Source organism: Actinophytocola sp., assembly GCF_035712165.1.
GTDB lineage: Bacteria > Actinomycetota > Actinomycetes > Mycobacteriales > Pseudonocardiaceae > DASYTH01.
Genome location: NZ_DASTBH010000098.1, coordinates 19,716 through 31,257, shown reverse-complemented (window position 1 = coordinate 31,257; position 11,542 = coordinate 19,716). Strand labels below are relative to the sequence as shown.

Annotated in this window: 15 protein-coding genes; 6 read left to right on the top strand and 9 right to left on the bottom strand. The window is 73.5% G+C overall.

Translation table 11 applies throughout. The features are described 5' to 3' along the window. From VFO68_RS05215 to VFO68_RS05200, 4 genes are all read right to left on the bottom strand, one after another. Nucleotides 1-894, bottom strand: an 894-nt coding sequence (locus tag VFO68_RS05215; protein ID WP_325157000.1) for an ArsA family ATPase, incomplete at its 3' end; no start/stop codon positions are given. 6 nt (nt 895-900) lie between these two features. After that, nucleotides 901-1,338: an SRPBCC family protein gene (locus VFO68_RS05210; RefSeq protein WP_325156999.1), complete on the bottom strand. Its 438-nt coding sequence runs from the start codon at nt 1,336-1,338 to the stop codon at nt 901-903. Nucleotides 1,339-1,359: 21 nt separating this feature from the next. Beyond that, nucleotides 1,360-2,151 carry a metallophosphoesterase family protein gene (locus VFO68_RS05205; protein WP_325156998.1) on the bottom strand — a complete coding sequence of 264 codons (792 nt, stop codon included), beginning with the start codon at nt 2,149-2,151 and terminating at the stop codon, nt 1,360-1,362. Nucleotides 2,152-2,160: 9 nt separating this feature from the next. Beyond that, nucleotides 2,161-2,544, bottom strand: coding sequence for a polyketide cyclase / dehydrase and lipid transport (locus VFO68_RS05200; protein ID WP_325156997.1), 384 nt, complete (start codon nt 2,542-2,544; stop codon nt 2,161-2,163). 42 nt (nt 2,545-2,586) lie between these two features. Here VFO68_RS05200 and VFO68_RS05195 point away from each other — a divergent pair, with 42 nt between their 5' ends. From VFO68_RS05195 to VFO68_RS05170, 6 genes are all read left to right on the top strand, one after another. After that, entirely contained in the window at nt 2,587-3,168 is a 582-nt protein-coding gene (locus VFO68_RS05195; protein ID WP_325156996.1) for an AMP-binding protein, read from the top strand. Between the two features lie 9 nt (nt 3,169-3,177). Next, complete coding sequence (locus tag VFO68_RS05190) at nt 3,178-3,489, top strand: hypothetical protein (RefSeq protein WP_325156995.1); 312 nt, start codon at nt 3,178-3,180, stop codon at nt 3,487-3,489. Nucleotides 3,490-3,557: 68 nt separating this feature from the next. Beyond that, a complete protein-coding gene (locus tag VFO68_RS05185) occupies nt 3,558-3,887 on the top strand; it encodes a type VII secretion target (RefSeq protein WP_325156994.1) in 330 nt (109 codons plus the stop codon). Between the two features lie 10 nt (nt 3,888-3,897). Further along, nucleotides 3,898-4,962, top strand: a complete 1,065-nt coding sequence (locus VFO68_RS05180) for a CHAP domain-containing protein (protein ID WP_325156993.1) — start codon at nt 3,898-3,900, stop codon at nt 4,960-4,962. Between the two features lie 59 nt (nt 4,963-5,021). Further along, nucleotides 5,022-5,303 carry a hypothetical protein gene (locus VFO68_RS05175; protein WP_325156992.1) on the top strand — a complete coding sequence of 94 codons (282 nt, stop codon included), beginning with the start codon at nt 5,022-5,024 and terminating at the stop codon, nt 5,301-5,303. Further along, nucleotides 5,303-5,689: a hypothetical protein gene (locus tag VFO68_RS05170; RefSeq protein WP_325156991.1), complete on the top strand. Its 387-nt coding sequence runs from the start codon at nt 5,303-5,305 to the stop codon at nt 5,687-5,689. The genes VFO68_RS05175 and VFO68_RS05170 overlap by 1 nt, the downstream gene beginning before the upstream one ends. Here the strand turns inward: VFO68_RS05170 and VFO68_RS05165 are convergent. The 5 genes from VFO68_RS05165 to VFO68_RS05145 all read right to left on the bottom strand — a co-directional run bounded on the left by VFO68_RS05165 (nt 5,686) and on the right by VFO68_RS05145 (nt 11,496). Next, nucleotides 5,686-6,816 (bottom strand): glycosyltransferase family 4 protein, encoded by a 1,131-nt coding sequence (locus tag VFO68_RS05165; protein WP_325156990.1) that lies wholly within the window; start codon nt 6,814-6,816, stop codon nt 5,686-5,688. The two genes, VFO68_RS05170 and VFO68_RS05165, sit on opposite strands and share 4 nt — an antisense overlap. Before the next feature lie 21 nt (nt 6,817-6,837). Continuing rightward, a complete protein-coding gene (locus tag VFO68_RS05160) occupies nt 6,838-8,193 on the bottom strand; it encodes a hypothetical protein (RefSeq protein ID WP_325156989.1) in 1,356 nt (451 codons plus the stop codon). A gap of 71 nt (nt 8,194-8,264) precedes the next feature. Further along, the gene (locus tag VFO68_RS05155; protein WP_325156988.1) at nt 8,265-9,275 is read right to left on the bottom strand and encodes a C40 family peptidase; all 1,011 of its coding nucleotides are present in this window, start codon (nt 9,273-9,275) and stop codon (nt 8,265-8,267) included. A gap of 466 nt (nt 9,276-9,741) precedes the next feature. Beyond that, nucleotides 9,742-9,966, bottom strand: a complete 225-nt coding sequence (locus VFO68_RS05150; RefSeq protein WP_414635462.1) for a hypothetical protein — start codon at nt 9,964-9,966, stop codon at nt 9,742-9,744. A 165-nt stretch (nt 9,967-10,131) separates the two neighbouring features. Further along, the gene (locus tag VFO68_RS05145; protein WP_325156986.1) at nt 10,132-11,496 is read right to left on the bottom strand and encodes an NYN domain-containing protein; all 1,365 of its coding nucleotides are present in this window, start codon (nt 11,494-11,496) and stop codon (nt 10,132-10,134) included. Nucleotides 11,497-11,542 lie beyond the last annotated feature (46 nt).

Below are 11,542 nucleotides of genomic sequence, written 5' to 3'. Positions count from 1 at the left end.
CAGCAGCGGGGCCGGCTCGCCGGCCCGCTCCAGGGGGTCGGCGCCGGCATAGAGCTCCTCGGCCAGTTCGCGCAGGGCCGGCAGCCCCACCGGCTCGGCGGCCCGGTGCTCGACCCGGCGCAACGCGAGCGGGGTGGAGGCGGCCAGCTCGGCGAGCACCGCGTCCTGCTCGGCCCGCCGGGTGCGCAGCCAGCGCGCCGCCGGTCCGGGCCAGCCCCGCCCGCGCGGCACCAGCCGGTTGGCCAGCAGGGCGTCGACGTGGATGCCGCGCAGCGCGAGCGCGGTGAGCGTGCGCCGGGTCTCGGCCAGCACCATCCGTTCGGGGGTGAGCACCAGCCGCACGCCGGCGGTCTGCGGGTCGGCCAGCAGCGCGCGCAGCGTCCCCAGGTGCTCGGCGAGCCGGGCCAGGGCGCCGCCCGCGTCGGGCATGATCCGGCCGACGTAGCCGGCGACCGCCTCGGGCAGCGCGAACAGCCGCAGGGTCTCCGCGGTCGGCCCGCAGTCGACCACGACCGCCTCCCACGGGCCGGCGTCGGCCAGCCGGGCCACCTCGGTCAGCGCCAGCAGCTCGTCCACGCCGGGCAGCACGGTCAGCTCCTCGGCGTCCAGCTCGGCCATGCCGGCGCCGGCCAGCACCGAGCGCAGCCGGTCCCGCAACCGCGGCCAGGACCGGTCGGCGAGCCGGCGGGCGTCCACGTGCGCCGCGAACAGGCAGGTGTCCACTTCGGACGGTTCACCGGTCAGTGCGGCGCCGAACGCGTCGGCCAGCGAGTGGGCCGGGTCGGTGGACACGACCAGGGCCTTGCGGCCGGCGTCGGCCAGCCGGACGGCCGTCGCCGCGGCGAGAGTGGTCTTTCCCACCCCGCCCTTGCCGGTGAACAGCAGGATGCGCAATCCCGGCTAGCTTTCCTCGACGCGGCGCTTGAGCTCCTTGAGCGCGGTGTCCATGATCATCTTCTCGGCCTTGCGGCGGAACAGACCGATCATCGGCACCACGAGCTGAACCGAAAGCGTGTAGGTCACCCGCGTCTGGTCGCCCTCGGGGGTGAGCTGGTAGGTCCCGGTCTGGGCGCGCTGCATCTGTCCCTTGACCAGATTCCAGTTCACCGACAGCCCGTCGTCGGCCCACTTGTAGGACAGCGTGTAGACGTCCTTGAACGGCCCGGCGTCCAAAGTGAACCGGACCTGGCTGGGGTTTCCGTCCGCGCCGGTCTCCAGCACCTCGGTCTCCTTCACCGCGTTCGCCCACTCCGGATACGCCGGAAAGTCAGCGATCACAGCCATGATCGCCGGAGGGGCAGCGGCTACCACGATGGACTGGGTGGACTCGTCGGCCATGCGGGGCAGGTTACCCCCCATTCACCAGCGCAGAACGTACGGACGCTCGGCGCGCTGGAAATGCCCGACGTTGGCGCACTCCGTGCGACCCAGCCGCATCCGGGACGCGAGCGGCTGGTGCACATGGCCGAACAGCGACCAGCGCGGCGCCGTGGTGCGGACCAGTTCGAGCAACCCGGTGGAACCCAGCTCCCTCCGGCGGGCCAGCACGTCGTAGGTCAGCTCCGGCACATCCGGCGGAATGTGGGTGCACACCACGTCGACCCGGTCCAGCCGGCGCACCGCGGCGGTGTACTCCTCCTCGGTGCGCAGGTACGGCCGGAACCCGCCGCCGCGCCGGCGGCGGGTCGCGGTGCGCGGCAGCAACGCCCCGCCGACGAAACCGAACCGCAGCCCGCCGAGCTCAACGGTCTCCCCGTCCAGGATCGCGACGTTGCTGCCGGCGTACTCGGTCCACAGTTCGGGGACGTCCACGTTGCCCGGGGTGGCGTAGGTCGGCGCGGACAGCACCGCGAACAGCTTGCGGTACTGCTCGCGGACCGCCTCCTCGACCACCGCAGCGGGGTCGGCCAGGCTCTCCCACAACGAGGTGGCGTACGCCGAGATCTCCGCGTGCCGGCGCTCCCGGCGCAGCCGGGCGAACACCGCGACCTTCTCCGACCCGAAGATCGTGCCGAGGATCCCGCCCGAATGATCGTGGTAGTTCACGAAGTCGATCAGGTCGCCGAGCACGAACAGCGCGTCGGCCCCGTCCCCGGCGCGGGCCAGCGCCTCAACGTTGCCGTGCACGTCGGACACCAGGTGAACCCGCACCCGCAGACCCTACGTCAGCTCGGGCGGGCAGCCGGGCCGCCGGCCGACCTCCAGCCTGCTCTTCAGGCCGAGCGCGAGTGACTTCGCGGCCAGCGCCCTGCGGACCCGCTCCCGGCGCAGATCCCGGGGCCGGCGCGGGCCGGCGCCGAGGTCGGCCCGCAGGAAGTAGTGCAGCACCGTGCCGTCCAGCACCGGCTCCAGCCAGACCTCCATGGTGCCGGTCAGCGCGCCCTGGATGGTCCAGCGCAGGCCCTCGTCGCCGCGGTCGGCGTAGACCTCGAGCCGAAGATCGGGCCAGAACCGGCGCCAGGCGTCCGGCTCGGCGAACACCGCGGCCACCACCTTGGGCGGCGCCACGAGGAACGTCTCGTCGACCAGATCCACATCGGGCACCCCCGCAGCCTCTCATGCGCCGGGTCGATAGGTTGTTCAGACGTGTCGAGCATCGGCGTTGCGGTCACCGACAACGAGAGCCTGACCGACATGGTCTGGGCCAATGCTGAGCGGTTCGGGGACGCGGTGTGCTTCCGGCGCCAGGAGCCGGACGGCTGGCTGGACGTCACCACCCGCGAGTTCGCCGCCGAGGTGCTCTCCGTCGCGCGCGGGCTCCTCGCGGCCGGAAGGCAGCCGGGCGAGCGGGTCCCGCTCGGCGGCACCGGCTACGAGTGGGCCGTCGCCCAGTTCGCGATCTGGACCGCCGGCTGCGTGAGCGTGCCGGGCCCGCCCGCCGACCCGGACCGGCTCGCCCGGGACGGCCAGAAGGTGACCGACCGGGAGGTGCACGCCCGCCGGCTCGCGGTCCGGGCCGGCGACCCGGCGACGGCCGACGACACGCACCGCGGGTTGCTCGGCGCGGTGCGCACGACCGTGCGGCGCCACCCGCGGTTGTTCGGCGCCGGGGTGTCGATGCTGATCCGGGTGCCGGTGGACCGGCCCGCCGCCCGGATGCTCGCCCTGTGCGGCGTGTACACCCGCACCACGCTGGCCCTGAGCCCGGACGCCAACCTCGGCATGTAGCGCCCGACCGTGGTGGGGGCCGAACCGGCCCTGCTCGCCGAGATCTACGAGACGGCCCGGCGCCGGGCCGTCGCCGAGGACCGGGCCCGGCTGTTCGACGCGGCCGCCACGGTCGCGGTCGACTTCGGACAGGCGGTCGAAGGCGCCGGGCCGGGCATCGGGCTGGTGACCAAGCATCTGGCCGCGGGCCGGCTGGTCTACCCCAAGGTTCGGGCCGCGCTCGGCGGCCGGTGCACCGCCGTCGTCTGTGCCGGGGAGCCGCCCGACCCCCGCCTGCGGCATTTCTTCCGCGGCATCGGCGTCGCCGTCCACTCCGTCTGAGCAAACCCGCTGCCCGCCCGTGCACCGGCGCTGGCCGCCGGCGTTCGGGTCCGGCGATCGTTGCCGGTGTGCATGAAGAACCCACCAACCTGCGCGTCGGCACCACCGAGCTGACCGGCTACGTCCGGCACACCAGGCAGCTCGCCGAGGAGCTGCACCGGCTGGCCCGGCACGAGGTCGGCGCGGTCCGCACGATCGCCGAGGACAGCTTCGGCCGGATCGGCAAGGAAACCGGCTTCGCCGCCGCGCTAAACCACTTCGCCGCCGCGCTCGAACATCAGGTCGACGGCGTGGCCGGGAACGCGGACAAGCTCAGCGACGCGGTCGCCCGGACCGCCCGCAACTACCGCCGCCAGGACGAGGAGCTCGCCGAGACCCTCCTCGACCTCCTCCAGTAGGGAAGCCGCCGTGGACACCAGACTCATCGCGCGCCAGGTCGCCGGGCAGCTCATCGAGCACCGCAACCGGTTGGCCGGCAAGGCCGAGGACGCGCTGCGGGCGCAGGTGGCGTTCACCACCGCGGCCCGGGCGATCACCGAGCATCGCGACGCCCACCACCGCGACGCGGCCACCGCCACCAGCCACTGGGAGGGCAGCAACGCCAGCGCGTTCGACCGGCGGGCCCGGCGGGTGACCCGCTCGCTGGACGTCACGGCCGACTCGGCGCAGCGCGGCGCGGCCGTCGTGGCCACCGCGGCCAGCAGCATCGACGGCGGCCATCGGGCGGTCGCGCACCTGGTCGAGGAGTACACGACCAAGGCGGCGCAGGCGCTCGACGCCGGGCTCGCGGTGCGCGGCGCCGGTGCGCAGGCGGCCCTGGTGCGGGCGGTCGGCCAGGTGGTGGACCTGGTCCGCGGCTACACCGCCGAGTCGGCGAAGCATGTCGCCACCGTGCGCCACCAGCTCCGCGAGTCCGCGGGCGAGCTGCGGTCGCTGGAACGCGCGATCGAGCACGACGGGATCGTGGACCCGACCCGGGCGCGCCGGCGCGCCGGCGGGACCCGCCGGCCGGCTCGCGAGCCACGCAAGCCCGGCGGAGCGCCCACGACCCGGTCCGGGCTGACCAACAAGGTCAAGAAGGTGGCCCGGAGCCAGCTCGGCTACCACGAGGGTCCGGGCAACCGGAACAAGTACGGACCCCCGGCCGCCTGGTGTTCCTCGTTCGCCACCTGGGTGTGGCGCAAGTCCGGTGTGGACATTCCGATCCTGCCGTTCACCGGCGACGTGTACCGGTGGGGCCAGCGGCACGGTCTGGCCTACGGCAGCGGCCACCTCGGTCAGGCCCGGCCGGGCGACGTGCTGCTGTTCGGCACCGGGCCGCAGAGCACCAGCACCAGCACGCACATCGGGATCGTGGAGAGCGTGCACGGCAACACGGTCACGTTGATCGAGGGCAACTCCAGCGACCGCGTCCAGCGGGTCACCCACACGCTGTCCCCCTCGACGTTTTACGGCGGAGTGCATCCCCGATGACGAGCACCAGCGCCGACCGCAACCACCGGGATCCCTCGTTACGGCGGGGTCCACCCACGATGAGGATCACCGCAACCGCGCGCCGGCACGGTGACGCCGTCGTGGTCGAGGTGCATCCGGGCGGGGCGCTGGCGGCGCTCACGCTGTCCGACCGGGCCCGCGCGCTCGGCGCGGCCGGGCTGGCCGAGACGATCGTCGACGCGGTGGCCGAGGCCACCGCGCTGGCCAACCAGCGCACCCGGCACGAGTTGGGCGAGGCGCTGACCCGGCTGCGGATGGCGGGCGACGCCGACCGCGCCGAACAGGCCGAGGCCACCACCCCGGCGACCTGGAGGGTGTGATGGACCTCGCGGCCCTCTCGCTCGACGAGCTGATCGCGGCCAGCGCCGAGTTGGACGACCGGGCCTACCGGGTGTTCGAGCGGCTGGCCCGGATCACCGCCCGCGCGGCCGGTGAGACCGGTGTCGAGGTCGAGGTCAACCTGGACGGCATGATCACCGCGGTGCGGCTGACCGCCGAGTCGCTCCGGCTGCCCGCCGACCGGCTCGCCGCCGAGATCTTCCGGCTCACCAGCGAGGCGGCCGCGGCGGCGCTGCGCGAGGGCGTCGCGCTCCTCGAACCGGTCGCCGGCGAGCCCCTGCTGGACCTGCTCACCGTCCCGCCCCCGGCGCCACCGCCCGGACCGGAGGAGGACTTCTCCACCGTCGCCACCTGGGCGACCGGTTAAAGCAGTTCGGCCAGGCGGCCGGCGATGCCGTCCCAGCGCCAGTGCTCGGAGACCCAGCGCCGGCCCGCCTCGCCCATCAGAACGGCGCGGTCCGGGTCGGCCAGCAGACCACCGATCGTGTCCACCAGCGCGGTCAGGTCACGCCCGTCCAGCACCTGCCCGGTCACCCCGGGCAGCACGGTCTCCGGGGCGCCGCCGGACCGGCCGGCCACCACCGGCAGGCCGGACGCCGAGGCCTCCAGGAACACGATGCCCAGGCCTTCGACGTCCAGGCCCCGCCCGTGCGTGCGGCACGGCATGGCGAACACGTCCCCGATCACGTAGTGCGCGGGCAACTCCTCCCACGGCACCCGGCCGGTGAACACCACGTGCGGGGCGACGTCCAACTGCTCCGCCATGGCCTGGAGCCGGGCCTGGTACGGGCCGCCCCCGACCAGCAGCAGCGCCGCCTCCGGCACCTGCCGCCGGATCAGCGGCAGCGCCCGGATCAGCATGTCCTGGCCCTTGCGCGGCCACAGCCGGGAGACGCAGACCACCACCGGGCGGTCGCCGAGCCCGTAGCGGTCCCGGAGTTCCTTGCGCGCCAAGGGATCCGGCTGGAACTGGTCGGTGTCCACTCCGGACGGCAGGTGCTCCAGCGCGGCCATCGGGCCGAACGCCGAGGCGAACCGGGACCGGGTGTACCGGCTGACGTAGGTGACCACGTCGGTGGTCGAACCGATCCGGCGCAGCGCCTGCCGGGTGCCCGGCAGCATGGACCAGCCGACCTCGTGGCCATGCGTGCTGGCCACGATCCGCCGGACGCCCGCCCGGCGCAGCGCCGGAGCGAGCAGGGCCAGCGGGGCCGCGGCCCCGAACCACACCGCCTCGCATCCCTCGGACCGGATGATCTCCCGCGCCCGGCGGGCGACGGCCGGGGTGGGCAGCATCAGCGTGCCGGGGTGGCGCACCACGTCGAACGGCTGGTCGGCGTCGAACCTGGCGTGCGATCCGGTGTGGCCCTCCCAGGACGGTGCGTAGACGACCAGGTCGTGCGCGGGCAGCCGGGTCGCGAGCGCGTGCAGGTACGACTGGATACCGCCTGGTCGGGGCGGGAAGTCGTTGGTCACCACCAAGGTTCTCGGCACCCACGCACCCTACCGGCGGGTTCACCCCAACGTGTCGCGTAGGTACGCGCGCCAGGCCTGGACCAGCGCGGCCCGGTCCCAGCCGAGTACCGAGCGCAGCAGTTCGTCGGTCTCGGCCGCGGACACCGTCCCGGCGCCGGCGAGCTTGCGGTAGAGCGCCACCAGCTTGGGCTCGCCCTGCCGCTCGGCGATGAACCGGGCCACCGACCAGGCCTGCTGGTAGGCGAGGTCCAGCTCGCGGCCGGAGGTCCGGAAGTCCTTGTCCTCGGGCAGCGCCCGGGGCGGGCCGTCCCGCCGGACCAGGGTGACCAGGTCCGGCGCACCCTGCCGCAGGCTGATCCCGCTGTGCCGGTAGCCGACGTAGTCGGCGAACCCCTCGAGCAGCCACATCGGCGAGCCGTCCACCGTCTCGGCCCGGGCCGCCACGTGCAGGATCTCGTGTCGCAGCACCACCCGCAGGGAGGCCGCGGACAGCGCCTTGGCGCCGGTCGGGCTCAGCACGACCCGCTGGCCGGCCACGGTGTGCCGGGCCGAGTCGACCCGGTCGGCCACCGCGACGGCCACCACCGACTCGACCGGGAACCCGGCGCCGACCAGGGCGCGCATCTCGTCGGCCGAGTCCGGCAGCAACAGCGCCACGCGCTGCGACCAGGCGTCGCCCCACAGCTCGCGCACCTCGGCCACCGACGAGTCCAGCTCCCGGACCAGCCGCTGCACCATCGGGTCGTTGCCGGGATGGGCCAGCACGATGCCGTTGGCCGTGGTGCGCACCACACACGGCCCGAAGTCCCACGGTCCACGCCAGGACCGGCGGCCGAGGCCGTCCAGCGCGGTGTCCGAACGCAGGTACCAGCGCTCGCCGGCACGGGCGAACAGGTAGCCCATGGTCCGGCTGGTCGGGACCAGGTCGGCCCCGCGCAGCGCATAGCGCAGCTCCACCGCCGGCGCCCACAGCTCGTCGGTGCCGGCTCCCTTCGGCAGCGCGGACACGTCCAGGGAGTCCTCGGGCGACAGCGCGTACTCCCACACGTCGAGCCCGACGCCGGCCAGGTTGGCGAACATCGCCCGCTGGCGCGTGGTGAACTCGGCGTCCGCACCCGGGTCCAGGGTGGCCAGGAAGGCCGGCTCGTCCCGGTCGCGCAGGGCCTGCGCCCGGGTCCGCAGCAGCGCGCCGACGTGTTCGGTCCGGGACCGGTCGGACGCGGTCGTCGACGGCGTGGCCGGCGGCACCGCGCCGAGCGGGCGGCCCTGGCTCGGGGCGGCCGGCGGCGGGGCGGCGGTCTGGCCGGCCGGCCGCGACACCAGGGTGAGCCCGCCCGCCAGGGCGACGGCGACGGCCACGCCCAGCCCCGCGCGCAGCCGCGCTCTCCCGGTCACCGGTCGATGTTATGGGAAACGAAATCGGGCCCGGTGCGTGCACCGGGCCCGATTCGTGGATGTCGCGCTGGTTAGCCGAGGATCCGCCGGGCGCCGAGGTAGTCGCCGCCACCGCCGCGCGGGGCGTCGACGACCTTCACCGGCACACCGGAGGTGGAGGCGTGCACCATCTTCCCGTTGCCGATGTACATACCGACGTGGTGGATGCTGCCGGCGCTGCCACCGTAGAACAGCAGGTCACCGGCAACCCACTCGCCAGAGGCGACCGGCTTGCCGAAGGTGTACTGACTCCGGCTGGAGTGCGGCAGGCCGACGCCCGCCGCCCGGTAGGCGTACATGGTCAGACCGGAGCAGTCGAACTGGTTCGGTCCGGCCGCGCCGTAGACGTACGCGTCGCCGACCTGGTCCAGCGCAAGCTGGACCACGTCATGCGCCAGGCCCGCCGGCGCCAGGTAGACCCCGTTGTCGACGGGACCCTGCAGGTCCTGCTTGTCCTTGCCGGACAGGCGGTTGTAGGCCTTCTCCGCCTCCGAGACGCGGGCGTCGAGGTCAACCTTGGTCTTGTTGATCTCGGTGGCCAGCGTCTCGGCCTTGGTCTTGGCCTCCTGCGACCGGTTCTGCGCGTCGATGGCCTGGTCGCGCGACTTGGCGGCCAGTTCGACGGCACCGGTGTACTTGTCGAGGATGACCTTGTTCTCGGCGGCGAGCACGTTCAGCGCTGAGGCCCGGTCCAGGAAGTCCTGCTGGTCCCCGCCGCTGAGCAGGGCAGACAGGTTGGTGAACCGGGTGCCCTGGAAGGCGGCGCTGGCGAGCGCGTCGACCGAGCCGCGGAACTTCTCCTCGTCGGCCTTGGCCGTGACCTCGTTCTGCTGAGCGGCGGCCAGGTCGGCCGTCGCCTTGTCGAGGTCGGCCTGTTTGGTGGCGAGGTCGTTCTTCGCGGCGAGCAGGTCCTCGTTGGCTTTCGAGGCCTGCGCGGCCAGGTCCTGGTACTGCTTGAGCGCGTCCGAAACGTTGGTCGGGGGCGGGGGGGCTGCTGGCTGCGCTAGTGCCGGTGCGGGGGAGAAGCTCACCAACGCCGTCATGACGGCGGAGATGCTGAGGCCTCCACGGACTGCGCGCTTCATTCGATGATGCGACGCCACGTCGCGGGTGTCTCCATTCGTGTAGAACCGCTGACGGGAAGTACCCGCGCCGGAGCACAGGCCCCACCCACCGTGGGGATGAGCGGTCCAGCCTCCCGACAAGGCCGAATCAGCGGCGATCTCGCGTTGCCGCCTCGGGGTTGACGGCTATCGGCCCGCGAGATCTCGGACAGGTTACGAAACGTGAGACATCTCGTCTACCGCACTCGTGAAAAAAGGCGCTAAGTGTCCGGTGGTCCACCAATGGAGCAGCGTCAACTTCGCGGTGTGACCGTCGCCATACCCCTCTTCACCTGGTCGTGTGCCGTTCGCCGATGTCAGACGACCGCTTACCGACGCAAGTTGTTCAGCCGGGCGTGTCATGGCTCGGAGACTGCCGAATCGACCCGATCGGGCGTAACGATCACTAGGCGGTTCGCTCTTCCGGCACCAGTCGTAGTCGCGGTATCAGACCGGCACCGGCGAGCACGTCGATCGCCCGGCGCTCGAACGGGTCGAGCTCGACCGCCGGCGGCGCGCCCAGCAGCACGCTGACCACACAGTCCTCGCAGGCGAGCCCACGCACCACGCAGGTATCGCAGTCCACGATCAGAGTCGACATCGGTTGCCTCCTTCGCAGCGGGTACAACATCCGTGACGCAGGCTAGAACCGACCACCGACATTCTCGGTCACACGTTCGAACCACCGGCGAACGACCAGGTCAGGCGGTGGCTGACCGAGCCGGCCGACACAGGCCGCGCTGGGGGCCTGGAAGGGCTGTGCGGCGGCGCAGCGCGGTCGCGGTGCCGGAACGGGTCAAACGCGGCCGAGGCGGGCCAACAGGACCGCGGACGGCACCGGGTGGGCGCCCCGCCTGCGTACCGAGTCGGCCACCGCACGGTCGGAGGTGACCACCACCACCGGCCGGCCCTCCGGCTCGGCGGTGACCAGGGCCCGGATCACGTCGTCGGCCAGCACGCCGGGGTCGCTGAACAGCACCCGGACCCCACGCGGCGCCGCGGTGGGCACGGCCACCACACCCGCGCCGTCGAAAACCAACGTCACCTCGGCCGACGTGCGCGCGGCCAGCGCCGCGAGCTGGCGGACCAGCCGGTCGCGCTGATCGGACAGGGACAGCTCCGGATAGCCGGTCTTGGTGACGTTGTAGCCGTCCACCACGAGGTGAACGGACGGCAGGGCGAGCAGCCGGTCCAGCGCGGCCGGATCCTCCACCCGGCCGACCACGCCCTGCGCGGCGGTGGCGCCCCGAACCATGTCCGCCGGCCGCGGACCGGAACCACCCAGTGCCAGCTCCCGCCGTAACCCGGTGACCGCGCCGTCCAGCGTGTCCACCAGCAGGGCCAGGCGCACCTCGTCGGCCTGCCGCGCCTCCCGCGCGGACTGCCGGGCGATCTCGGCGTCCGCCTCGGCCCGCTCGGCTCTGGTGCGCTCGTGCTCGGCCCGCTCGCGCTCCCGGTCCCGCTGCTCGGTCAGCGCGGCCAGTCCGGCGGCCGACTCCGACCTGACCCGGTCCACCTCGGTGGTGGCCCGCTGGGCCTCGTCCCGGGCCTCCCGCAGCCGCACGCCCTGCTCGCGAAGCTTCTTGCGCAACCGCTCCAGCTCGACCTCGCCCTCGGCCCGGACCCGGTCGGCCATGCCGTGCGCGGCGTCCAACTCCCCCTGCACCCGGCGCAGCTCCGCGTCGATCCGCTCCGCCTTCGCCACGGCGGTGTCCCGCTCCGCGCGCAGGCTCGCGTCCGACGCCCGGCGCGACACCAGCTCCAGGTAGTGCTCGGCGGTGTCCTCGCCGAGCAGCACCGCCGCGGTGGCCACCGCGACCGGGTCCGGCCCGCCCAGATCGAGCGCGGCCGGCCGGTGCTCGCGGATCCACTCCACCACCGCGGTCCGGAAGGCCACCGAGTCGCGCAGGCTGGCCACGATCGTGCCGCCACCGAGCCGGGCCCGTTTGGCCGGCGCGAACCGGGCAACGGCCCGCAGCTGCTGGGGGATGTCCACCCGGGGCAGCACACCGACCGCCTCCGCGCCCAACTCGGCCAGCCGGGCGCGCACCGCGTCCGGCAGCCGGGTCCAGTCCACAGTGGACACATTGGCCGGGGCGTCGTCCGGCTCCTCGGCCGGCGGGTGCCGCGCCGGCTCGACCGGTTGGGACGACGGTGCCATCCCCCAAGGCTAACGGGGGCGCAAATGGCATGCGCAGGATCTGTCG

Excerpts from the sequence above, each read along its gene's own strand:
- VFO68_RS05210 (WP_325156999.1), bottom strand. The coding sequence starts at position 1,338 with ATGGCCGACGAGTCCACCCAGTCCATCGTGGTAGCCGCTGCCCCTCCG.
- VFO68_RS05170 (WP_325156991.1), top strand. The coding sequence starts at position 5,303 with ATGGACCTCGCGGCCCTCTCGCTCGACGAGCTGATCGCGGCCAGCGCC.
- VFO68_RS05145 (WP_325156986.1), bottom strand. The coding sequence starts at position 11,496 with ATGGCACCGTCGTCCCAACCGGTCGAGCCGGCGCGGCACCCGCCGGCC.
- VFO68_RS05155 (WP_325156988.1), bottom strand. The coding sequence starts at position 9,275 with ATGACGGCGTTGGTGAGCTTCTCCCCCGCACCGGCACTAGCGCAGCCA.
- VFO68_RS05175 (WP_325156992.1), top strand. The coding sequence starts at position 5,022 with ATGAGGATCACCGCAACCGCGCGCCGGCACGGTGACGCCGTCGTGGTC.
- VFO68_RS05150 (WP_414635462.1), bottom strand. The coding sequence starts at position 9,966 with ATGTTGTACCCGCTGCGAAGGAGGCAACCGATGTCGACTCTGATCGTG.